Source organism: Kitasatospora sp. NPDC004614 (assembly GCF_042873675.1).
Classification (GTDB): Bacteria; Actinomycetota; Actinomycetes; order Streptomycetales; family Streptomycetaceae; genus Kitasatospora.
Genome location: NZ_JBIALR010000001.1, coordinates 73,007 through 95,588, shown reverse-complemented (window position 1 = coordinate 95,588; position 22,582 = coordinate 73,007). Strand labels below are relative to the sequence as shown.

Here is a 22,582-nt window from a genome sequence, read left to right as displayed (position 1 = left end):
GAACCCTCGCCCGCAGCCCCGGACACCGGCAACGCCGGTCGACCTCACACCACCTCGCCCCGAGACACCACCTCGCCCCGAGACGCCACCACGGCCGGAGATCCCGCCGCGTCCGAAGGCGCCGCCCGACCCGACCGTCTGGCCACCGATCGTGGTCGACCGCGCCGGTGCCGTCTTCGAGCCCAGGCCGCCCAAGGGGCGCAGCTACCGTGCGGACACCGAGTCCGACGGCTGGTCCACGCCCCGCGCGCAGCTGCGCATGGCCTCCGTCCGCGGCAATGCCCACCGTTACTACGGCAAGCCGCGCCAGGACTCGGCCGCGGCGGCCGTGCACGCCGCCTCGGGCACGATCGTGTTCGCCGTCGCCGACGGGGTGTCGGCTGCCGAGGTCCCCGAACTCGGTTCCGCGCTTGCCTGCGAGGCCGCGCTCGGAGCGGTGCTCGACCGACTGGACGCCGGTCAGCGCCCTGTCGAGTGGGCCGCCGTCCTGCGCGACGCGGCCGCCGCCCTGCTCGAACGCGGCGCAGCCCTGCTCGACGACCCGGCCCCCGACCCGGCGAAGGTGGAGCGGCTGCTCGCCACCACCCTCGTGGTGGGGACGGCGTGCCCGGTCCCCGGCGGCCTGGACGTGGCCCTCTCCCGGGTCGGCGACTCCGGGGCCTGGGCCCTGGATCTCCGCCATGCCGCGTACCGCGCGCTGTTCGCACCCAAGTCGGCTCCGGACGCGGAGGTTGTCTCCAACGCGGTGGTGCCGCTGCCCCGCTGCCCCGAACCGGCGGAACTGGCCGGCTGTCAACTCACTGCGGGGCAGGTCCTGTTGGTGGGCACCGATGGATTCGGCGATCCGCTCGGGGACGGCACCGGCTTGGTGGGCGCGCTGTTCGCCCGGCAGTTGGCCACCGAGCCGTCCGCCGCTTGGCTGGCACACGTCCTGGACTTCTCCCGGGAGACCTTCGACGACGACCGGACACTGATCGCTCTCTGGCCGGTCGCCGAGCCGGGGCCCCTGCCGTGACCTCGCCGGCTCCGACGGTCAGCCTCTCCGACCTCGTCCTGGGCGCGGAGCTGGGAAAGGGCGGCCAGGGCGTGGTCCGTTCGGTCCGTTCGGTCCGCGGCCGTCCGGCCGGCCTGGCGTCGGCCGTCTACAAGGAGTACCTGCCGGCCGTCCTGCCCTCCCTCCGCTCCGGGGTGCTGCAGTCCATGGTCGACCTCCCGGGGGTGCCGGACGACGATGCCCGTTGGCTGCGCGAACATGCCGCCTGGCCCGACGCCCTGGTGACCCATCAGGGCGCCGTCACCGGCTTCCTGATGCGGAAGGTGCCCGAGCGGTTCAGGTTCGACTACCGGGGGCTCAGCCCGGTGGGTTCGGAACGCAAACCCGCCAACTTCGAGTTCCTGCTCAACAGCGACGACTACGTGGCCCGGATCGGCCTGAAGATCACCCCCCGTGACCGGCTGGCGCTGCTCCGGGAACTGGCCCGCACCCTGGAGCGGATGCACCGACTCGGCATCGCCGTCGGCGATCTGTCGCCGAGGAACGTGCTCTTCGCCACCGGGCCCACCGCCACGTGCTTCTTCCTCGACTGCGACGCGATGCGTTTCCGGGGCGACAGCGCGATGCCTCAGCTGGAGACCCCGGAGTGGCAGGGCCACGACGGGGAGGAGAAGGCGACGCCGCACAGCGACGCCCTCAAGTTCGGACTGATGGCCATCCGGCTGATCGCCCGGGACCAGAGCGCGACGGACCCCGGGGTCCTGTCGTCCATCGACCCCGAGCTGGCCGACCTGGCCACCGGAAGCCAGTCGCGGCCGGACGCGCGCCCGACCCCCGGCGAGTGGCTCCCCGCCCTGGAGCGTGCCCTCGTCAACGCCTCGACCAAGCCCGCCGCACCGTCGCCGCGGCCCCCTTCGCCGCCCCCACCCCGGCCGACCTCACCCACCCGACCGCACACGGCACGACCGGGCCCGGTGGGGCCGGGCCCGGTGAGGCCGGGCCCGGTGAGGCCGGGTGGTGCACCGGCACCCGCGCCGACCCCACCCACCACCGTCCCGCCGGTCCCGCCTCCGAAACGCGGCAAGGCCGTCGGCTGGCTGCTCGCAATCGTGGTCGCCGCAGCGTTGCTGTTCGGCTCGTCGGACGGCGACTCCACCCCGCGGTCCGACCCCGCCCCACAACCCCCGGTGTCCCACTTCGTCGTCCCGGAGCCGCCGCCGATCGTGCCGCCGGCCTCCGTCCTGCCGACTCGACCGGCGCCGGATCCGCCCAGCCCGACCGTCGAGAGCCCGACCGCCGAGAGTCCGACCGCGCCACCGCCCGACCCGATCCGGACCGCCCGGGCGGGTCAGTGCTTCGGCGCCGACGGCAGCGGGCAGGACGTCCGACTCGAACCGGCGGACTGCGGCAACGGGGTGTTCAAGGTGCTGCGGGTCTTTGAGGGCACCACGGACCAGAGCCGCTGCGACGACATCCCCGCCGACACGTGGAACTTCTCCTACCCGGGCTACAACCTGGTCCTCTGCCTGAGCTACCAGTACGAGCACGGCGACGCGTACTACGCCCGGCCCGGTCAGTGCGTGTACGGCGAGCCCGGCACCTCGTGGGTCCAACTGTCCTGCCAGACAGGTGCCTTCACCGTCCTGGCACGCCACCAGGGGCCGGCCGACGCCAATTTCTGCGGCGCCGCTCCGAGCGCCCAGAAGGTCATGCAGTTCCCGGTCCCCCGCTTGGACAGCCAGAGCGTGACGCTCTGTCTGGAGATGCGCTATCCCGACGACCTGGGACGGGCGGTGGTGAACCAGTGCCTGGCCCAAACCGGCCCCGCCAACCACGCGACCTTCACGAAAGCCCCCTGCGACCGGGCCAACGTGATCGTCGTCGGCCGGACCAGTACCTACAACGCCCCGGGATTCTGCGGCCGTTACGGCTGGGGCACCTGGTCCCCTAAGACCTACACCGACCTGGCCTACACCGTCTGCTACCGGAACCTCTGAGCCCCGGTCAGCCCCCGGCCGCGCGCAGCGCCGCCGCCAGGCACCGGGCGGCCCTCCTGGTGTCCGGGTGCTCCTCGCCGCGGACCCGCCCGGAGATCGCCCGGGCAGCGCGCCACGCGGTGACGGCCCGATCGGTCAGCCCTACCAGGTCGTAGACGTCGGCGAGCAGGACGAGCTGGTCCAGCGTGCGCGAATGTTCCTCCCCGAAGATCCGCCGCACGTCCGCCAGGAGGTGTTCCAGCTCCTGGACGATCGCGTCGTAGCCCCCGCACTCGGCCCGCGCCGTCGCCAGATCGCTGCGCGCCGTCAGGGTCATCGGATGCTCCGGGCCGAACACCCGCCGGCTCGCGGCCAGCGTCTGTTCGAGCAGCGGGATCGCAGACTCGGCATCCTCCGCCATCACGCAGGTGCGGCCGAGGCCGCTCCGGATCATGAGCACCTCCGGGTGGTCCTCGCCGAGGACCCGGACGGCGGTGGCGAGCGTCCCCCGGTACAGCTCGATCGCCATCCCGTACTCCGCGACGGCGTCGTAGGCGTTCGCGAGGCTCGAAGCCATGCGCAGCGCAGTGGGGTGCTCCTCGCCGAAGACGCGGCGCGCGTCGGCGGCGACCGGGGCAAGCATCGCCAGCGCCCCTTCCGGATCGCCCGCGTCGAGTCGGGCGTGGGCCAGGTTGTGACGGGCCAGCAGGGTCGACGGGTGGTCTTCGGCGTGGATCCGCCGGCGGTCGTGGAGGTTCTGTTCGAGCAGGGGGAGCGCCTGTGCGAAGTCCCCGCCCTCGGCGAACGCGCCCGCGAGGTTGTTGCGGATCGTCAGTGTGTCCGGGTGGTCGGGGCCCAGGACCCGGAGACTGTCGGCAAGGGCTTGCTTCAGCTGGGGAACCGCCCGCCGGCTGTCGCCGAGGGCGAGCTGCGCGGTGGCCACGTTGCTGCGGGAGTGCAGCGTGTTCGGGTGGTCGGGGCCGAGGATCCTCTCGTAGTCGGCGAGGTTGCGGTCGAGCAGGGGCAGCGCCCGGGCGAGGTCTCCGGCGGCGCTGTACGCGACAGCCAGGCTTTCACGACAGGTGACGGTGTCGGGGTGCCCGTCACCCTTCACCCGGCGGTAGCCGTCCAAGGTCAGCTTCAGCACGGCGATCGCCCGGTGGGCTTCTCCGGCGGCCAGTTGGGCGCCGGCGAGGTTGGTCCACACCCGCAGCGTCCTGGGGTCCTCCTCGCCGAAGACCCGGCGCACATCGTCCAGGATGTCCTCGAACAACCGGATCGCCCGCCTGGCGTCACCGGCCTCGCGCAGTAGGTCGGCGAGGTTGTTGGTGCAGACCAGAGTGTCCGGGTCGGCGCGGTCGGTCAGTCTCCGGAATCCGTCCCGGGCCCGGTTCACGAAAGCGATTCCGGTCGCCAGGTCTCCCTGCGAACCCAGGAAGATCCCGGCCTGGTTCAGGGCGGCCGCGGTCTTCAGGTCGTCGGTGGCCGGGTCCGCATGTTCGGCCAGGGCCGCGATCTGCTCCGTCAGCCACCGCCAGACGGGCCAGTGACGCACGTCCTTCGTGGTTTCGGGCATCGCCCCGACCAGTAGACCGGTGGCCCGCGCGCGGGCCCTGGCGATCGCCTCCGGTGACCGGTGCGGATCCGCCGGATCCGGCGTCCGGGCCACCGCCTGGACCAGCCGGTGCACCGTCAGGAAGCCGCCCCCGTCGGGCCCCTCCGACCGGCGGGCGATCATGCTGTATGCCGTCAGGCGCCCGAGCGCGTGGGCGAGTTCCGGTTCGGCGGCCAGGCCGTCGAGCAGTCGGCGGGGAATGCCGGTCGGCGCGAGCCAGGCCAGCACCCGCAGGACCTCCCCGACCAACGGGGTGTCGGCGACACGGTCCAGTGTGATGCGCCAGATCCGGGCGATGGTCCGGTCCGGGTCGGTGTGCTCGTCGCCCCTGTTGTAGGCCACGACGGGCTGCTCGGCGAGCAGCCGGAGGTAGGCGTGCGCCCCGGTGGCGGTCTGCGCCAGGTACGCGCCCGCCTGGACGACGGCCAGTGGCAGGTGGCCGAGCGCCTCGCACACCTCCCGGCCTCCGGGCGGCGGGGCGGGTCCGCGGCCCGTACTCGCGGCCAGCAGGCGGAGCGACTCCTCCGCGCCCAACGATTCCAGCACCTGCGTGTCGGCCCCGATCCGCTGCCATCCGACCGAACTGCGACTGGTGATCAGGAACCGGCCGGAGCCGGAGATCCCGGCGAGCAGCGGAGCGAGGCTGTCGGCCGCCGTCGCGTTGTCGAGCACCACCAGCCACCCATCGTGCGCGGACAGCCAGGCCAGCGCCCGTTCGACCAGCGCCTCGGAGGCCAGCAGGCTCGCGGCGGGTTCCAGGGCGAGGGCGAACCTGCGCAGACCTGCCGCGATCGCGGTGGTGTCGTCGGCCGTGAACCACACGACCTGTGAGTAGTGGTGGCCGTGGGTGCACACGTACTGCGCGGCCAGTGCGCTCTTGCCGACGCCACCGAGACCGTGCACGGTGTGCACCACCACGCCGGGCCCCGGCGCCAGGGCCCGCGCTATTCGGGACAGCGCGTCGAGCCGTCCGACGAACGACTGCACCCGGCCGGGGATCCCCACCGGCCCCGCGGTAGGCGGAAGTTCGTCGATCGCCCGCAGCGGCGGGAGCCGCGTGACGGTGATCGGGGAGTGGTCGCCGGTGGTGATCTGACCGTAGTTCGACCCGGCGATCAGGACCGCTCGTTGGCCGGTGGCCCCGACGGGCGTGCCGGGCCAGGGCCCGGCGGATGTCACTCCGGCCCCGAGATCGGCGAGTTGTCGCCCGTGGTGATCTGACCGTAGTTCGACCCGGCGATCAGGACCGCTCGCTGGCCGGTGGCCCCGACGGGCGTGCCGGGCCAGGGCCCGGCGGATGTCACTCCGGCCCCGAGATCGGCGAGTTGTCGCCCGTGGTGATCCTTCCGCCGTGGTTGGTCCCGACGGCCACCGACCGCTCCCCGTCGGCCTGGACTGGCGAAGCGGCCGGCACCGGCGGAAGCATGGCGGCCACCTGCGCGGCCAGCTCCGGGTCCGCCAGCAGGAGCCTGCGGACCTGCAGCCGCAGCGCGGCCAGCGCGTCCGGGTTCAGCCGGTCCTCGGCGAGGTCCTCCACCGCCGCCTCCAACGGCGCCGGCGCGGGGGCGCGGTGCAGCAGTCTGGCCAGCAACCGCTGCCCCAGCCCGACCGTGGCCCCGGCTGCGGCATCCTGCGTCCGCCGCAGCACCTCCACCCCGTAGGCACCGACTGCTGCGCCGATCGCCGGCACGACCTGACCGACGATCACATCCACATCGGGCACGACGTCTCCTCCCAGCCGTCCGGTCACCCACCAGGCTAGCCAACTACGCGTGCCACCGGGCCTGTTACTCCAAACCGGCAGGGGTGCCGGACCAGGTCGTCCAGGAGATCTGCTGCACCGGCTCGCGCCCCGTCACCGTCCGACATCGAGGCCGCCACGCAGGTGCACCTTCGGCCCCGCGGTGTCTGCCCCCACGATGCCTTGCCACCTGCCGACAATCCCGGCGGCGCCCGCAGCCGGCCGGGGACCCGAAGCACGGCCGCACAGTCGTTCACCATCGTCGGCTGCGCCTACAGCGTCAGCCAGGGCGCCGACGCCTCGATTCACCCGGGCGCGGCGGAGGCGGGGCCGCTGGAGCCGCCCCGGTCATCGGGTCGTGGAGGTCATCCCGTCGGACCCGTGCTGGTGCTCCTGCGCCTCGTCCATGGCCTCGTAGATCTTGTTCTTCAGGCCCTCGGGGTCCGGAACATGCCTCAGCGTCAACATCCCCTGCTCGGAGGCCGACTCGACGTTGAGCGTCCCGCAACGGATGATCCGCTCCCACAGCGAAGCCTCGAACGAGATGTCGTTCACCCGGAGGAGCGGAACGCTGTGACCGGTCTTGGTCAGGAAGCCGCTGCGCAGGTGGAGCCGCTTGGTGGTGAGGATGTAGACCGTGCCACGCCACTTCATCAGCGGGATCAGCCAGTACCGCAGGGAGACGAACAGCGCCGCGGCGAGCACCACGTAGCTTCCCACCCTGCCCCAGCCTTCGCCGCTGGGCAGCAGCCACAGGATCCCGCCCGCCACGACCCAGGTGAGGCACAGCACGACGAACTCGCCGACGAGCTGCGTCCAATGCTGCCGGGTGACGTAAACGAGGTCTTCGTCCTCGGCGAGGTGGCGGTCCACAGTAAGCATGATGTGCATCCTGGCACACCACCTCCCGTCCGCCCACGGGCTTACCAATCACCGCCGCTCCAGCACCTCGCCGTCACGCCCTCCACAGACACGAACCCTCGCCACCCGGGGAACGGGCGAAGGCAACCTCCCCGGCCGAGGCCAGGACCCCCGCCCTCCTGAGCCCGGCCCCACGCTCAGCCTCCTGCCGGACGCCGCCCGGCGCACCAGCACCCACTGCCCCACCGACCACTGCCCGCACGCCAACCGGCCCGGACGAACGAGCCATCAGGACCCTGGCCCGCCCGCGCGTACGCCGGCGCGCGCGGACCGGGCGCTCTCCACCGTCGGCGATCGAGCGCGCCCGCTACCGGCTCGAAGCCTTCGACACCACCCAGGCGGTCCGTACGACGCCCCGCCACTGCGTCCGGACCCGGCGGGCGAACGATCGGCACAGGTCACGCGCCTCGTCCACGCGCACTCCCCCGCCGGCGAAGCGGGGTGCCTCGCCGCTCCCGGGCGAGGACGTGGTGAACCTGGAACCCGCTCCGCGCTTCGCGAACCACGACCCGCAAGCAACGCCTGGGCTATCTTCGAGACCTGCCTCGAGGCGATGCCGGCGCAGGCCGCCGCACCGGTGATCGCCGAATACACCGGCGCCCTCGCCGCAGTCGAGGAGTTCACGCTCAAGAACGCCGCCGCCATGGTCGAAGTCGCTCCGGATCGACGCCGGGCTCCTCGGCCCTTTCAGCACCCGCCCCCGAAGACCGGTCCGTGCCGCCCCGCCAGGGGGCCACCGATCCACCGTCAGCCGTCGTCCCTCAGCGTCCTTGGAGCACCGCGTGGAACTCTCCCGGCCCGGAACCCGCAATCACCGCCGACCGTTCGGCGCGGCTCCGGCGGCAGCCGTCGCACCGAGCGCGACGGCGATCAGCGCCGCCGCGCCCCCCGAACCCGCCTCCGCCGGCGAGCGACTCCCCTCGGGGTTCAGCGAGCACCGCACCGTCGCGGCCGGTATCGGCCTGCACTACGTCATCGGCGGCCACGGCCCGACCCTGGTACTGCTGCACGGCTACCCGCAGACCTGGTACGAGTGGCACCGCATCATGCCCGCCCTCGCCGAGCACTACACGGTCGTCGCCCCCGACCTGCCGGGCGCCGGCCAGAGCGACGCCCCGCCCTCGGGCTACGACAAGAAGACGATGGCCGCCGAGGTCCACGCGCTGCTGGCATCACTCGGCAAGGACCAGGACGTGCGGGTCGTCGGCCACGACATCGGCACCATGGTCGCCTACTCGTACGCCGCGCAATACCCTTCCACGGTAAGAAAGTTGGTGCTCAGCGAGGCCCCGATCCCGGACGACGGCATCTACCAGTTCCCCGCGCTGACGAAGAACGGCCCCGGGGTGTGGAACTTCGGGTTCTTCAACGTGACCAACGGCCTGCCGGAGGACATGATCCGGGGCCGGGAGACCACCTGGATCGCCGGCTTCATCGACGGCCTGGAGGGCGTCAAGGGCGCCGTCACCGCGGAGGACGTCCGGGTGTACGCCCACTACCTGCGCGACCCCGCCCACCTGAGGGCGAGCCTGGCGTGGTTCCGCGCGTTCCCGCAGGACATCCAGGACAACGCACGGTTCCGGCAGACCCCCCTGCCGATGCCGGTGCTCGCCATCGGCGCGTCGGGCAGCCTCGGCCCAGCCGTCGGCGAGCAGGCCAAGGCGTACGCCTCCGACGTCACCGGCGTGACCATCGCAGACTCCGGCCACTGGATCTACGAGGAACACCCCGAGGAACTGACCGCTCTGCTGCTCGACTTCCTCGGACGCCCCTGACCACCTCACCGAGGCGCCCAAGCGCCGACGAACCGTTCGCCACACGTCGGACTGCGGCGAGGTCGCAGCGTTCGTCGCCGGTGAGCTGGGAGCCCAGGAGGGCCAGCACAGCGTCGAGTCATGACCGTGGGCCTTCCAGGGGCCGGCCGCCGGCGGACCGGCGGCGTGAGCGGGTGGTCAGGGGCGTGTCCGTGCGGTGGGGCGGCCGAACAGCAGGTCGTAGCCGGGTGGCAGCTGGAGCAGGATCCGCCTGGTGAGGTCGTCGCCGGCGGCGTCGGCCACCGTGGACAGGACTGCGCCGATGTCCCACGGGGCCGTGGCTTCGGTGGCTCCCTCGATCCAGGCCGCGGTCGCGCGCACGAACCGCTCCGGGCTGAGCGGCTCGGCTGCCTGCAAGGGGTTGAGCAGGATCAGGGCCATGGTCTCCGGCAGGCGGGCGGCCAGTTCCGCGCGCGCGTCGCCGACCAGGTGGGCGCCGAGCAGGGCCAGGACGACCCGGGCGGCCCGCTCGGCCTCCTGCGGGGTGTCGTACTCGCCGCGCTCCCGGACCTCGTCCAGGAACGCCTCCCATCGAAGAGTCACCGCGGTTCTCCCTCCGTTCCAATGTCCGGCGCGACCGTGCCCGCTCGGGGCTCGACGGCCAAGCGCCGGTGCAGACCGGTGAGTTCGAGCAGCCGGACGACGCGGCGGCCGGCTCCGCGCAGGATCAGGCGCCTGCCGCTGCGGTCGGCCTGGTTGCGGGCCCGGACGAGGGCGCCCAGGCCCGCGCAGTCCATGAACGTCACCTCCGACAGATCGAGCACCACCTCCCGGTGCGCCTCGAGCGCGGCGGCCAGAGCACGGCGCAGCGCGGGGGCGGTGTCGAGGTCGATCTCGCCGTCCACCCGCACGATGAAGGGGTGGTTGCTCTGGCCGTTCATGGCGTTGCCACGTCGCTGCGGGTGGGCCGGTCCGGGCGGAAGCGGCCGGCCGTTGGGGGTCGGGGGTGTTCCGGCCGCCCTTGCGATCGAGGGGGGAGAGATCAGGGGGCGGCCGGAACGGCACCGGGGGTTGGTCAGGCCTGGATCTGCTTGCGGTCGCCGCCGTGACTGATCGCGACCTTCCGGGGCTTGGCCTTCTCCGCGACCGGGATCTTCAGGGTCAGCACGCCGGCGTCGTAGTCGGCGGTGATCCCGGCGGGGTCGAGGGTGTCGGAGAGCATGACCTGGCGGGAGAACACTCCGAGCGGGCGCTCGGACAGCTCCCACTTCACGTCCTCGCCCTGGTGCCGCGGGCGGCGTTCGGCCTTGACGGTCACCATGTTCCGCTCGACGTCGATGTCGATCGCCTCCGGGTCCACCCCCGGCAGGTCGAAGCAGATCACGTACTCGTCGCCGGCCCGGTAGGCGTCCAGCGGCATCGGTGCCGGACGCGACCAGGTCCCCGTGTTGCCCAGGAACTGCTGGGTCAGACGGTCCAGCTCGCGGAACGGGTCAGTGCGCAACAGCATCGCGAAACACCTCCACTGATCGAATGGGTGCCAGTGCGCTTCACCTGACACCTTTGTAGCGCGTCATCCATCCGATGACAAGTCCACGTGTCGCGTATAGAGTGACTTCATGAGTGAGAAGCCCCGCAGACCCGCCGCCGGTCCTCCCCAGCCGGTCGAGCCCGCCTCGTTCCTGGCGGCCGCGGCGGCGCTGGCCGCCATCGACGACGCCGTCCGCACCGCCCAGGACCCCGCGTCCCGGCCCCCGGCCTCCCCTGACGGGCAGGAAGGCCCCGAGCAGGCCCTGGCCGCCCTGATGCTGCTGCGCGAGCTGCGTACCCAGCTCGCCGGGTGGGAAGCCGGCCTGGTGGAGAGCGCCCGGGAGGCCGGCGCCACCTGGGCCGACCTCGCCCGGCCCATGGGCGTCGCCAGCCGCCAGGCCGCCGAGAACCGCTACCTGCGCCTCAAGCCCGCCGGTGGCACACCGCAGGCCGCCACCGGCGTGGAACGCGTCAAGGCGGTCCGTGACCGGCGGGCCGCCGACCGGACGGTCACCGCCTGGGCCCGCGACAACGCCGCCGAGCTGCGGGTCCTCGCAGCCCGGATCACCATGACCGCACTCACCCCCGGCGCCCACTCCGCCCAGGCCGCGCTGACCGCCGCCCTCGGCGCCACCGACCCCGCCGACCTCATAGAGCCCCTCGCCGCCATCCGCCCCCACCTCGGCACCGATCAGGCCGACCTCGCCACCCGCCTCGACACCCTCACCCACCACACCACCCAGCTCCGCGATGACAGCGACCGACGCCGCGCCTGACCCCGTCGCCACCGCCGCCCCCGAAAGGCGCTGGCAGGACATCCTGGACCGGATCCAAGACCTGGAAGCACGAGTAGCCGCCACCACGAGCACCGTCACCGCCGCCCTCGACCACCACCTCGCCCGGCTCGACGCCCTGCGCCGCCGGCTCGCCCATCCCGACTGGCCGCTGCCCGCCGCCGCCCCGGGCAGCCCCCCGACCACACCGGCGGACAACCGGCCGACCTGACCGGGCCGGAAGCCACCGCAGCCGTCCGACCCGGCGCCCGTGCCCCGCCCTCGCCGGTCGCCCCCATCCCCAGCGGCGGCGACCGGCCGCTCCCCCGCGCGCGGGGCGCAGACTGTCTACCTCGCCGACACGGAAAAATCTGCGCTCGCTGGAGTAGACATTGCCGCGCACCGTGGCTAGTTTTTCTCTCGTAGACGAGGTCGAGCGGTACCCGCCAGACACGAACTGGCGGGCAGCAGTACGCAAGTGCACAGGTCGGCACGGTTGCAGGGTTCTGAAGCCACGGATGGTGCAGTAGGCGACAGGGCCGGCGGCCGGGCCTGGCGGCCCGCAGGTATCAGGGGTCGCAGACCGAGCGGTACCGCAGTTCAGCAGGACGCAGGACACGCCGGGCAGGTGGGCGTGAAGAAGGTGACGCAAAGACGGCGCGGTAGCGGAGTCCCGGAGCCACAGCAGGTGCAGGACGGCGACGGGGCTGGCGACCGGGCCAGGTGGCCCGCAGGTATCAGGGGCCGCCACCGAGCGGTACCGCAGTGCGGTAAGTGCATGACCGGCAAGTGAAGTTGAGTCGGGCAGTACCGGCAGTCGCAGTACGCGGTATCCCAGTGAAGGCGCCAGGCTGCCGGCGCGCGTGCTGGGAGTCCGGAAGTTGGAAGTACCCGCAGTTCGCAGTAATCGGCCAGTCCAGAGGATGAACGGAGGGCACAGAGCGCCATCAGGATCGCCCGGCCCGTGAAGATCACCCGGGCGGATTCCGAAGACCCCAAGGCAAGGACGGTGGTTTCCGGTCACGCATACGCGATCCCCGCACGCCCCCTCTCTCGGGGCGAGGCGGACATGAGGAAGTCGGCCACAGGCCGACAGATGGTGTAAAACCCTTCGGGGCCCCGGGAGCCGAAACGCCCCGGGGCCCCTCAACGCGTCCACCGACACAACAAGAAGAGGTGCAGTGACCACGGCAACCGTCCGACCGCATACCCCCGACTCCCTCGACGACGACGACTACCCCGCCTACACGATGGGTCGCGCCGCCGAGATGACCGGCACCACCCCCGGCTTCCTGCGCTCCCTCGGCGAGCAGGGCCTCATCACACCCTTGCGCTCGGAGGGCGGACACCGCCGCTACTCCCGCTACCAGCTACGGATCGCCATGCGCGCCCGCGACCTCGTCGACCAGGGCACCGCCATCGACGCCGCCTGCCGCATCATCATCCTCGAGGACCAACTCGAAGAAGCCCTGCGCATCAACGAGCAACTGCGCTCCTCCCAGCACGGCCAGGAACCCGCCGCCGACACCTGACCCGCCCGCCGGGGCAACGAGAACCGGCCCGCGGCGGGCGACAGCCGCGCACCGCAGGCCGCCCCCGGGGGCGAGCCCCCGTTCCGGCGCACCGGCCGACCGTTGCCCGCCGGGGTCAGAGCCGCAGGGCCCGGTCGACCAGTGGTTCCGCGGCGCCGAGGTAGTCCTCGGGGCGGCACAGCACCGCGAGCGCCTCCGGAGTGAACACGTCCTTCAGTTCGGGGAGTTCGGCGAGTACCTCGGCGAGTTCCCGGCCCGTGGCCGCGGCGGTCGCGGCGGCCCGGGAGGACAGGGATCGGGCGGCTGCCCGGCCGAGCAGGGGGGCGAGGACGGCGGAGACGCGTTCGGAGACGATCTGGCTGCCGGTCAGTGCGAGGTTGGCCGCCATCCGCTCGGGCCGGACCTGCAGACCCTCGGCGAGTTCCACCGCGGTGTGCGCGGCGCCGCCGGTGAGCCGGAGTGCCTCTCGCAGCAGTTGCCACTCGGCGTGCCAGACGCCGCCGGAGCGTTCGTCCTCGGTGATCAGGCACTGCGTCAGACCGGTGGCGATGACCGGGACCTGGAGTGCGGCACTGCGGATCAGAGTGGAGTGCACCGGGTTCTGCTTGTGCGGCATGGCGGAGGAGGCTCCGCGTCCGGCCACCGGCCGCTCGCCGACCTCGCCGATCTCGGTCCGCGTCAGGACCTGTACGTCGACCGCCATCTTCCCGAGTGCCCCGGCGGTGAACGCGAGCGCGGCGGCCAGGTCGGCGATGGGGGTCCGCAGCGCGTGCCAGGGCAGGACCGGCCGGGCCAGTCCGGTCTCGGCGGCGAAGGCGTCGACCAGGCGGTCGAGGTAGCCGGCCGGGTCGTCGTCGGTGGCGGGGTCGGCGGCGCGGGCGTTCTCCAGGTATCCGGCCAGGGTGCCGGCCGCGCCGCCCAACGAGACCGGCAGACCGGTCTGCTCGACCAGCGCCAGCCGGTGGTCGGCGTCCAGCACCAACTGCCGCCATCCGGCGGCTTTCAGGCCGAAGGTGGTCGGCACGGCCTGGAGGGCGAGGGTGCGTCCCGCCATCGGGGTGGACCGGTGGGCCTCGGCCAGTGCGGCGAGCGCCTCGGCCACCCGGTCCAGGTCCGCCCGGATGATCCGCAGGGCGCGGGCCGCGACCAGCATCGCCCCGGTGTCCAGGATGTCCTGGCTGGTCGAGCCGGAGTGGACGTACTCCGCCGCCTCGGGGTACCGGGCTGCCACCAGCTCGGTCAGGGCCCGGACCAGGCCGACCACCGGGTTGGCGGTCTCCCGGGAGGCCAGTGCGAGCGCCCGTACGTCGAAGTTCTCGACCCGGGCGAGGGCGGTGATGGCCTCGGCCGCCGATGCCGGCACCACTCCGAGTCCGGCCTGGGTCCGGGCCAGCGCCGCTTCGGCGTCCAGCATCGCCTGGAGCCAGGCCCGGTCGCCGACCGCGCCTTCGATCGGGGTGCCGGCCCGGACCGGCGAGAGCAGACCGGTGTCCGCCTCTGCCTCGGATGGCACGGTCTCAAGTGTCACGCGCTGACTCCTGTCCTGTCGGTTTCCCGGTGCCCCACGGGCCGGAGCGAAAGTATGGCGCGTGCGATCGCGTCCGAGTCGCCCAGGGTCACGGAGTCCACCCCGGGACGGATACCGGCCGCCGTGACCCAGTGGACGCCCTCGGTGGGAACCCCGTAGGCGAACCGGCGCGGGTGCGCCCTCCCGTCGGCGTCGACCACCCGGTACGGGCGGCCGGTCACGTGCAGTCCCCCGGTCTCGTGGCCTCCGGTCTCGTCACCGCCGGCGCCCGACGTCCGGTAGGGAGCGATCCGGCCGCTGTCCAGCAGGTGCCGCAGCAGCGGGTCGGCGGTCCGGCGAACGTCCGGTTCGGGGAGCCTGGCCTCGATCAGCACCGTGGCCAGGACCGGCGGCCCCGGCACCCGGCCGGAACGGGCGACGAAGGCCCGGCGGTCGGCGTCGACGCCCACCGTGGTTCCGGGGCCGGTGAGTTCGAGCACGCCCGCCTCGATCAGCGCGATCATCTGCTCGATCCGGGCGGCCGGTGGACCGATCGACAGGAACGCGTTGAGCGGGGTGTACCAGCGCTCCAGGTCCTCGCGGTGCGAGTCGCCGGCCAGGCCGCCATGGTCCACCGCGAGCCGGATCTCGTTGCGCAGGTCGCGCAGGACGTCCAGCGCGGCCTTCAGCGGGCCCCGGAGGTTGCCGGCGCGGGCCTCCCGGAGGTCCTGTGACAGGTACTCCAGCAGCCAGGACCGGAACTCCGCCCGGTCGCCGAACTCCCGGCCCGCGCACGGTCGGGCCAGGCGTTCCCAGTCCCAGTGGTCCGCCCGGTCGATGCCGTACGCGTGCAGGAGTTCAGCCCGCCGCTCCGGCCGTTCGGCGGCCAGGTAGAGCTCGGTGAACGGCCCCCGGTCGGCCGGGCGGTCGCGGACGTCCAGCAGCGCGCCGTAGTACACGCTCTCGACCTCGCGGGCGATCAGCGGCCACAGGTCGCGACGGAAGTCGAGCGGGGCGTCCTGCCGGCGAAGGGCGCTGACGAACTCGACCGAGAGCAGTCTCGGGACGTACCGCCCGTAGGCGCCCTTCTGGTTCTCGCCACGAGCCTGGTACGGCACACCGCGCCGCGAACTCGCGTACAGCACAGGCTCCTTGCCGGAGGCCCGGTACACCAGCCGGCCGCCGCGGCGGGTGAACGTGCCGCCCCGGCCCTCGGTCAGCAGCGCCAGGTGGTCGAAGAAGTTCAGCCCGAGGCCGCGCAGCAGAACGTGTTCTCCCGGCCGGACGACACTCAGGTCGGCGTCGGCCGGATTGCCCGGCGGCAGGTAGCGCAGCCCCAATCCCGCTGCCGTGTCGGCGAGTTGCTGTTCCTCCGGGCCCAGTACGGCCGGTCCGTGCCCCGTGGCCAGCACCACGGCGTCCAGTGCGTCGACCGTGCCGCCGTCCGCGAGCCGGACCCGCTGAGACCCCTCACCGGTGAGGGCGACCGCCCGGGAGCGGTGCACCCGGACCGTGACGTGCCGCGGGGCCCGCTCGACCAGGCGCTGGAACACGGCCCGCAGGTACGCCCCGTAGAAAGCGCGGGTGGGGTAGGAGTCGGGGCCCAGCGAGGCTGCCTCGGCCAGCACGTCGGCCTCGGCCCCGTACGGCGAACGGGCCCACTCGTACAGGCTCGGCCCGGGCTCCACCGGGCCGTCGATCCGTACGCTGTCGTCGGTGAACACGGTGACCTGGGACGCCACGGTGTTCATCAGCAAGTGCCGCGACTGGTCGGTGCGCCAGACCCTGCCCGCCCCCGGCGGGTCGGGGTCGATCAGGTGCACGGTCAGGGGACGCGGGGAGGGGTTGATCCGCTCGTTGGCACAGAGCCGCTCCAGTACGGACAGACCGCGGGGGCCCGCACCGATCAGGGCCACTCGCATGCGGGTCTCCGTCATGACCGCCGTCACCGCGCCCGGCCGGGCAGCACGGCACGGCCCGCCCTGGGGGCGGTGCGGCGAGCGCCCCCGGCCCGCGTCCCACCCCGGTGTCCCCGCCGGGTGACGAACATCCCGTCCACGGGGCTGATGCGATGCGATCCGAGAAGCACCGACCGGCTCGGCCGGACGTCCGGCTCCGTCGCAACCGTGCAGACGTTCCCCACTGGGCCCCCTCCTGTCCTTGTGCATCTGTTGCGGAGACCTTGCAAGGTACGGGTGGAGAGAGTGTGATTCCGGCCGTGTCTGCCTGGATGATCGGCATCCTGCCCGGCGATCGGCGACGGAGTCAACGGTCTCGCGAACTTCCTGGCCCGAAAGGGCATTTGACCTGCCCAGACGATACTGAGGTGGTTTGCACGCGACCGGCGGGAGCGAAGCCGACGGCACCTCCTGGAGCAGCAGTTGGAGCCACTGCGGCTGACCCGGGCCCGGCCACGGGACAGTGGACGACAGCGAGCCGCCCGGACCCCGGCACCGGCTGCTGACCGGATTATCGTTGCGTAGCAATTTCCTGACGGACCATCACCCGGATCGTGCCGCGTTCTGTAACCTTTCGATGCTGTGCGTGGGGGCGCCAGCACCGTGAACGTCGGGGAGGGCCCAAGTGAGCGTCCACGAGGCGCGGCGCGGCAGCGGACAGGCGGTGCGGATCGAGGACGAGGACGAACAACGCCGGTTACCGGTTTACCATCTCGTCGGTTTGGCGGCCGGGGGCGTCTTCGGGTCGGGCTGGCTGGTGGGCGCGCAGAAGGCGTACGAGCAGGCCGGTTCCAGCGCCTGGCTGGCTTGGCTGGTCGGCGGCGGGCTGATGCTGGTGGTGGCCTGGGTCATGGTCGAACTGAGCAGTGCCGCGCCCAAGACCGGCGGGCTGATCTTCCTGCCTCTGCAGAGCAGTGGACCGCTGGTGGCGACCGTGATCGCCGCCGGGCTGTGGATCTTCTACGCGATCAACTCGGCCAGCGAGGCCCTGGCGATGACCCAGGGCCTGTCCTGGAAGCTCCCCGGGCTGCTCGTCGACCACCGGCTCACCCTCGTGGGCTGGGGGTACACGCTGGCCTTCATGATGCTGATATGTGCGGTCAACCTGATTGCACCGCGGCTCCTGTTCCGCTTCTCCACCGCCCTGACCCTGGCGAAGGTCGCCGTCCCGGTCTTGGCCGTCGCGCTGCTGCTCACCCACGGCGTGCAGCGCGGCATCCTGCCGTCGGCCGCCGATCCCCGCGGGCACGGCGGCAGTGCGGTGCTGGCCGCCGTGGTGAACAGCGGCGTGATCTACGCCTACGTGGGTTTCCAGGCGCCACTCGAACTCGCCGGGAACGTCAAGCGGCGCGGGATCGGCGAGGCGGCCCGGCTGCGCTGGGCGGTCTTCGGGACGATAGTCGGCTCGACCGCCCTGTACATCGCGCTGCAGGTGGTCTTCGGCCGGTACCAGACGCACTGGCAGCCGCTGGGGTCCCCCTCGCACCAGGCCGTGGACGGGCCCGAGTCGCCCTTCGTCGACTTCGCGTTCGCCGCCGACCTGAACGTTCTGGGGTGGCTGCTCAGGATCGACGCCGTGGCCTCGCCGTTCGGCGCCGGCCTCGTCTTCGGACAGGCCGTGACCCGCGAGGTCGCCGCGCTCAGCCGGGCCCACCTCACGCACCGGGGCCTGCAGAGCGCCCGCAGGGCCTCGCTGCGGCAGCGTTACGACGTCTACTGGCTGATCCTGCTGGCCGACTTCTTCATCGGGGCGATCGTGCTGTGGCTGGCCGGCGGGAGCTGGGCCCCGCTGACCGCCGTCACCGGGGTCCTGACGCTGATCATCTACGCCTTCCCCGGGGTGGTCCTGGTCTCGCTGCGGAGCAAGCTGGGCCGGCACTCCTTGCGACGGCGCACCGTCCACGAGGGGCTGGCCCGGGTGAGTTTCACGCTGATCGCGCTGATCCTCTACGGCGCGGGCTGGGCAAGCATGTGGCGCTCCATGGCCTCGCTCGCCGGCGGCAGCGCCCTGCTGCTGATACTCCCCGTCCTCTCGCGCCGACTCCCACTCCTCGGACGGATCTACGACGCCAAGGAGCACGTCACGCTCCTGCGCCACTGGCGCACCAGCGCGGCGGCCCGGGCGGCGATCTGGCTGACCGCCTACCTGGCCGCGCTGATGCTGCTGACGCTGCTGGGCAACTCCTCGGTCGGGACGCACCAGGAGTTCGCGGTGGGCGTGCTGGTGGCCGCCCTGGCGCTCGGCGCCTTCGAGATCCTGGTCAGGACCTCGCGCCAGCACGTGGGGCAGGAGGCCCCGCTGCTGCCGGCGCCGACGCCCGCCCCCGACCTGACGAAGTGAGCGGACGACTTCCGCCGCCTAACGAAGTGAGCGGACGACTTCCGCCGCCTAACGAAGTGAGCGGACGACTTCCGCCGCCTCCGGGTCGTAGCCCTTCTCCCGCAGCAACTCGACCGCGTTCTCCCGGGCGTGGGTGTCGGACCAGCGGCCCACCGTGGCGCGCAGCAGGAAGAGCCTGCGGTCCGCCGGCAGCGTGCTGTCGGGCTCGCGCAGCCGGGCGACGACGGCCGCCACGTCCTGGTGGCTGATGCGCTGCTCGTTCTCCAGGCAGCGCTCCAGCAGGTCCCAGCCGTCGCGCCCCGCGTCCCGGGCGTAGAGGCGGACCGCGATCTCCGCGATGACCAGCGCCGACCCCTCGGACCAGCTGCCTGGGTCGGAGGGGTCCGCCAACTCCTTGAGGGCGAGGAAGACGGCGTCCGAGCGCCCGTCGACGCGCAGCCTCGTGACGTAGTCGACGAACAGGGCGGGGTCGGCGCCGTCGCCGAGCACGTGCGCGGTGAGCTTGCGCGCGGTCCTGCGCGCCACCCGGTAGCGGTCGCTGGTGCGCTCGACTCGGCCGAGCAGCTCGGCCAGTTCGATCCCCGAGCGGCCCTCGACCTGTTCGGCCGCGGCGATCCACAGCAGTCGCCGGCACTCCGCCTCGGCGTTGAAGTTCGCCAACACCTTGTCCAGGTCGGCCACCCTCGACCGCGGCCGGGGTCCGGTGGCCCCGCCGACCCCGACGGCGACGACGTCGGCGAGGAGGTCCTTGGTGGTCCGGGTGAGGATCTGGGAGCGGTGCCAGGCGATGACGAGCTCGGCGAGCTCGTCGTTGCTGCTCCGGGCCGCGGCGTGCCGGCGGATCTCGTCGCACTTCTCGGGCCGCGTCGTCGCCAACTGGCCGCATATCTCGACGATGTCGTGCCGGGACAACCGGGCGCCGACGTGTTCGACCAGGGTGTCGGGGCTGCCCGTCTCGCTGGCGATCAGCCGGGCGACGATCCGCCTGGTCGCGATCACCTGCTCCGGGTCGGCCAGTTGGGCATCGACCCAGTTCTCCAGGATCTGCTCGGCCGGGCTGAGCTGGTAGAGCGCCCCGACCAGGTCGTGGAACTCGGCCGGGTCGGTGTCCGCCGCCTGCGTCGAACCGTGCCGGTCGATCGTGGACAGGGTCTGCAGGAGCAGCTTGGTGGCCTCCGGGTCGCAGCCCTGTTCGCGCAGCAGGATGTAGAGCAGCGCCTTGTCGAGATTGGTCCGTCCGGAGCTCGGCCGGGTGAAGACGCGCAGCGTCTTGTCCACCGGCCCCTGCGCCCGCCGGCACTCCCGGACGAAGACGGCGACGTCCGGCGCGGTCCGCTGGCAGGCGACGTCGTGCACGATGCCGTCGGTCAGCGGTGTGCCCCGCCCCGCTGCGCCGCGTCCCTCGGCCTCCCACTGCTTGCACGCGAGCTCCGCCGCCTGTTCGGCGCTGCGGCACAGGGCCGCGGTCGCCAGCATGTTGACGGAGTCCCAGTAGTTGAGACGGTCCCGCGCGGGGAGGGCCGGGCTGGACGCGGGCATCGACGTCGAGGCCGCCGTGAGCAGATCGTCGATGGAACGACTGACGGCGAACACGTGCAGCAGGCGGATCGCGGTGGCGGGCTGCGCCCCGTCGTCGTTGGCCGTGCCCAGCCGGATGGCCTGCATGCGGCGCACGAAGCTCTCGATCGAGCAGGTGGTCACCCACCCGTAGCCGAGGGCCGAGGGGCGCTCCGGGCCGCCCCCGGCGGCCTCGCCCGGCAGACTGCCGCTCATGTGCGCGGCGCCCGCTCCACCCGGTTCCAGTACCGGGCGAAGGTCTCGGCCTCCTGGAACCGCGTGTTCGCCTTCTCGTCGAGGTGGCGCGCGAGGGACTGACTGGCGTCGTCGGGCCTCCTGCTCAGCGTGCCGACGATGTCCCCGACCATCCGCTCGTCCCCGAACAGCACGTCGAGCAAGTAGTCCTGATCGAGCATCAGATGCCGGATCCAGTCCTCGGCACTGGCCGGCACCTGGCTCTGATCCCGCAGCCGGCGCTCCATCTGGTTGGTGAACAGCGGGGTGCCGTCCCGGGCGTCGTTGAGCAGCATGCCCGGCGCCTGGTGCGCGCAGCCCTCCATCTCCCGCCGCACCGCCTCGCGCAACAGGCCGATGGTCAGCCGGTCCTTGTGGTCCTTGGTGCCGCCCTGCAGGACGCGCAGCAGGTGTCCGCTGAACGGTGTGCACCGGTCCAGCGGTGCGGGCAGGCTCGAACAGCCCTCGGCGTCGGCGGCCCTGACGTTCCTGACGGCCGTGAAGACGCAGCTGCCCTCGTCCCGCCGGCCCAGCACCCCGGGCAGGACCAGCGCCTCGTCCCCTCCGCTCAGGATCGGCAGCATGTTGGAGTAGCAGCAGTCGGCTATCAGGACCTTCAGCCGCGCCTTGGCCTTGCGCATGGCGCGGTAGAGGTACCAACTGGAGAGCCAGGTCCACGGCTTGTCCTTGTACGAGGACCCCACCGAGAAGTGGACCTGACCGCCCGGCACGTCGCTCCAGTACTGGCCGTGGCCGACGTAGACCACCAGCAGGACGTCCTCGGGCCCGGTCGCGTCCGCGGCCCCCTGCAACGCCCGCATGACGTCGTCCGCGGTCCGCGCCTGCTCGCCGACCAGGACGCGGTAGCTCTCCGGGCCCCACATCGCGTCGCCGGCCAGGGCGTGCCCGTACATCAGGGCGCTCGCGCGGATCGTGGGGTGGCCCGGCAGGCCCGAGTCCTCGGCGTACTCGCCCGGTCCGATCACCAACGCCCGGGAGGCCATCTCAGCCGTCCCGCTCCTGCTCACCCGTCGCCTCGGTGCCGGGCAGGGCCTGCGCGTCGACCGACGCCTCCGGCCTGTCGAGCCGCTCCTCGCGCCAGCGCTCGACGACCTGCTTCACCCGCTCCAGCACCACCTCGAAGGCCAGCTCGGTCGTCTTGCTCACCACGGCCACCAGCAGGATCTCCACCAGGCCACCGCTGAGGACCTTGCCCTCGTCGACCGGCTCCTCGCGCCAGCCGAGGCCCGTCTGCGCGGCCAGCTCCTCAAGCAGCCGGGACGCGTCATCCAGCCCCAGCGGCCCCTTGAGCGACACCGAAATCCTGGTCCCCACGCCCGCCCCCAGCCAGCCGCCAACCCTTGCGCCCAGCGTACCCGGCCCAACGCTCGGACACCCGCGAGTCACTGATGAACAGTCAGTCGAACTCGGCGATCGACCCGACACCGGCGCCCGGCCGGGCCGGGCCGCCAACAGGGTGAGCAGCCAGGTCCGGGTGCGACCGCTTCCCCTGCGCGATCGTTGGACGGGGCATGGCCACCGCCGGAGGACCAAGTGCAGACGTCGAACGCGGAGCAGCTGTGCACCGAGGGCGAGGAGAAGCCGGCGCACCTCCAGTCGGAAATCCCGGTCCTCGCCGGCCGTCGGTCCGCCGACGGCCGCCGAGGCGGCCGGTCCGCACCCCGTGAATCCCGCGCCGGACCAGCAGCGGCGGGAACCTGTCGAGAACCGAAGGAGTACCGACAGGATCGGGGACGTCATCGGCCCCCGCGTCGACGGCCGGCCGCGACCACGTCCCCGGGAACTTCTCGCGATAGTGGACGGTCACCCGCAGCGGGCCGCCCTCGCCGTCCAGGGAGTTCCCTGCCGTACACGTCCCGGAAGAAGTCGAAGGTGGTGCCGAGCGCGTCGTAGACGCTGTTGACCAGTTCGTCCGTGCTCGGGTCGTCGCCCTCGGAGCGCACCAGGGTGCCGGGCAGGGTGTCCTTGGTGCCGGCGTCGTAGACCTCGCGGCGGGGCGTGGGAGCGTCTTCGGTGTCCATACGATCCAGTGTGGGTGCCGTCGGGTGCGGCGACGTGCTTTCGGAGGTTCCCGGTCGCGTGTCCGGGCTCCCGTGGTAGGGCGGAAAAGTGACGTGCAGTCGGTGCG

General features: G+C 72.5%; 19 protein-coding genes. 7 read left to right on the top strand and 12 right to left on the bottom strand.

The window, feature by feature from the left end; all coding sequences use genetic code 11:
• Positions 1-151: 151 nt before the first annotated feature.
• Together ACFYST_RS00415 and ACFYST_RS00410 are read left to right on the top strand one after the other, a co-directional pair.
• Complete coding sequence (locus tag ACFYST_RS00415; RefSeq protein ID WP_387858814.1) at positions 152-1,015, top strand: protein phosphatase 2C domain-containing protein; 864 nt, start codon at positions 152-154, stop codon at positions 1,013-1,015.
• Positions 1,012-2,991 carry a hypothetical protein gene (locus tag ACFYST_RS00410; RefSeq protein ID WP_387858813.1) on the top strand — a complete coding sequence of 660 codons (1,980 nt, stop codon included), beginning with the start codon at positions 1,012-1,014 and terminating at the stop codon, positions 2,989-2,991. The genes ACFYST_RS00415 and ACFYST_RS00410 overlap by 4 nt, the downstream gene beginning before the upstream one ends.
• Positions 2,992-2,998: 7 nt before the next feature.
• Here ACFYST_RS00410 and ACFYST_RS00405 read toward each other — a convergent pair whose 3' ends face one another.
• The 3 genes from ACFYST_RS00405 to ACFYST_RS00395 all read right to left on the bottom strand — a co-directional run bounded on the left by ACFYST_RS00405 (position 2,999) and on the right by ACFYST_RS00395 (position 7,208).
• Positions 2,999-5,764, bottom strand: a complete 2,766-nt coding sequence (locus ACFYST_RS00405; protein WP_387858812.1) for a tetratricopeptide repeat protein — start codon at positions 5,762-5,764, stop codon at positions 2,999-3,001.
• A 121-nt stretch (positions 5,765-5,885) separates the two neighbouring features.
• Positions 5,886-6,308 carry a hypothetical protein gene (locus ACFYST_RS00400; RefSeq protein ID WP_387858810.1) on the bottom strand — a complete coding sequence of 141 codons (423 nt, stop codon included), beginning with the start codon at positions 6,306-6,308 and terminating at the stop codon, positions 5,886-5,888.
• Between the two features lie 366 nt (positions 6,309-6,674).
• The gene (locus ACFYST_RS00395) at positions 6,675-7,208 is read right to left on the bottom strand and encodes a PH domain-containing protein (protein ID WP_387858809.1); all 534 of its coding nucleotides are present in this window, start codon (positions 7,206-7,208) and stop codon (positions 6,675-6,677) included.
• A gap of 821 nt (positions 7,209-8,029) precedes the next feature.
• Between ACFYST_RS00395 and ACFYST_RS00390 the strand changes: the two genes are divergently transcribed.
• Entirely contained in the window at positions 8,030-9,022 is a 993-nt protein-coding gene (locus ACFYST_RS00390) for an alpha/beta fold hydrolase (RefSeq protein ID WP_387858807.1), read from the top strand.
• A 177-nt stretch (positions 9,023-9,199) separates the two neighbouring features.
• On the opposite strand, the gene ACFYST_RS00385 is transcribed toward ACFYST_RS00390, so the two are convergent.
• The 3 genes from ACFYST_RS00385 to ACFYST_RS00375 form a co-directional block, all read right to left on the bottom strand.
• Positions 9,200-9,604: a DUF2267 domain-containing protein gene (locus ACFYST_RS00385; RefSeq protein WP_387858805.1), complete on the bottom strand. Its 405-nt coding sequence runs from the start codon at positions 9,602-9,604 to the stop codon at positions 9,200-9,202.
• Positions 9,601-9,942, bottom strand: coding sequence for an STAS domain-containing protein (locus tag ACFYST_RS00380; protein ID WP_387858804.1), 342 nt, complete (start codon positions 9,940-9,942; stop codon positions 9,601-9,603). The genes ACFYST_RS00385 and ACFYST_RS00380 overlap by 4 nt, the downstream gene beginning before the upstream one ends.
• Positions 9,943-10,076: 134 nt before the next feature.
• Positions 10,077-10,511, bottom strand: coding sequence for an Hsp20/alpha crystallin family protein (locus ACFYST_RS00375; RefSeq protein WP_387636477.1), 435 nt, complete (start codon positions 10,509-10,511; stop codon positions 10,077-10,079).
• A 109-nt stretch (positions 10,512-10,620) separates the two neighbouring features.
• On the opposite strand from ACFYST_RS00375, the gene ACFYST_RS00370 reads away from it, so the two are divergent.
• The 3 genes from ACFYST_RS00370 to ACFYST_RS00360 all read left to right on the top strand — a co-directional run bounded on the left by ACFYST_RS00370 (position 10,621) and on the right by ACFYST_RS00360 (position 12,836).
• Entirely contained in the window at positions 10,621-11,307 is a 687-nt protein-coding gene (locus tag ACFYST_RS00370) for a type III effector protein (protein ID WP_387858802.1), read from the top strand.
• Complete coding sequence (locus tag ACFYST_RS00365; RefSeq protein ID WP_387858800.1) at positions 11,282-11,536, top strand: hypothetical protein; 255 nt, start codon at positions 11,282-11,284, stop codon at positions 11,534-11,536. The genes ACFYST_RS00370 and ACFYST_RS00365 overlap by 26 nt, the downstream gene beginning before the upstream one ends.
• A gap of 1,018 nt (positions 11,537-12,554) precedes the next feature.
• Positions 12,555-12,836: a MerR family transcriptional regulator gene (locus ACFYST_RS00360; RefSeq protein WP_387860039.1), complete on the top strand. Its 282-nt coding sequence runs from the start codon at positions 12,555-12,557 to the stop codon at positions 12,834-12,836.
• A 115-nt stretch (positions 12,837-12,951) separates the two neighbouring features.
• On the opposite strand, the gene pcaB is transcribed toward ACFYST_RS00360, so the two are convergent.
• Both pcaB and ACFYST_RS00350 read right to left on the bottom strand, forming a co-directional pair.
• On the bottom strand, positions 12,952-14,349 hold the full coding sequence (gene pcaB, locus ACFYST_RS00355) for a 3-carboxy-cis,cis-muconate cycloisomerase (RefSeq protein WP_387858798.1): 1,398 nt from the start codon (positions 14,347-14,349) through the stop codon (positions 12,952-12,954).
• Positions 14,350-14,360: 11 nt separating this feature from the next.
• A complete protein-coding gene (locus tag ACFYST_RS00350; protein ID WP_387858796.1) occupies positions 14,361-16,280 on the bottom strand; it encodes an FAD/NAD(P)-binding protein in 1,920 nt (639 codons plus the stop codon).
• Positions 16,281-16,926: 646 nt separating this feature from the next.
• Between ACFYST_RS00350 and ACFYST_RS00345 the strand changes: the two genes are divergently transcribed.
• Entirely contained in the window at positions 16,927-18,642 is a 1,716-nt protein-coding gene (locus ACFYST_RS00345) for an APC family permease (protein WP_387636490.1), read from the top strand.
• Positions 18,643-18,690: 48 nt separating this feature from the next.
• Here the strand turns inward: ACFYST_RS00345 and ACFYST_RS00340 are convergent, their stop codons facing one another.
• From ACFYST_RS00340 to ACFYST_RS00325, 4 genes are all read right to left on the bottom strand, one after another.
• Entirely contained in the window at positions 18,691-20,415 is a 1,725-nt protein-coding gene (locus ACFYST_RS00340; protein ID WP_387858794.1) for a hypothetical protein, read from the bottom strand.
• Entirely contained in the window at positions 20,412-21,437 is a 1,026-nt protein-coding gene (locus ACFYST_RS00335) for a hypothetical protein (protein ID WP_387636495.1), read from the bottom strand. The genes ACFYST_RS00340 and ACFYST_RS00335 overlap by 4 nt, the downstream gene beginning before the upstream one ends.
• Position 21,438: 1 nt before the next feature.
• Positions 21,439-21,768, bottom strand: a complete 330-nt coding sequence (locus ACFYST_RS00330; protein WP_387858792.1) for a hypothetical protein — start codon at positions 21,766-21,768, stop codon at positions 21,439-21,441.
• 422 nt (positions 21,769-22,190) lie between these two features.
• Complete coding sequence (locus ACFYST_RS00325; protein ID WP_387636500.1) at positions 22,191-22,475, bottom strand: hypothetical protein; 285 nt, start codon at positions 22,473-22,475, stop codon at positions 22,191-22,193.
• Positions 22,476-22,582: the final 107 nt, after the last annotated feature.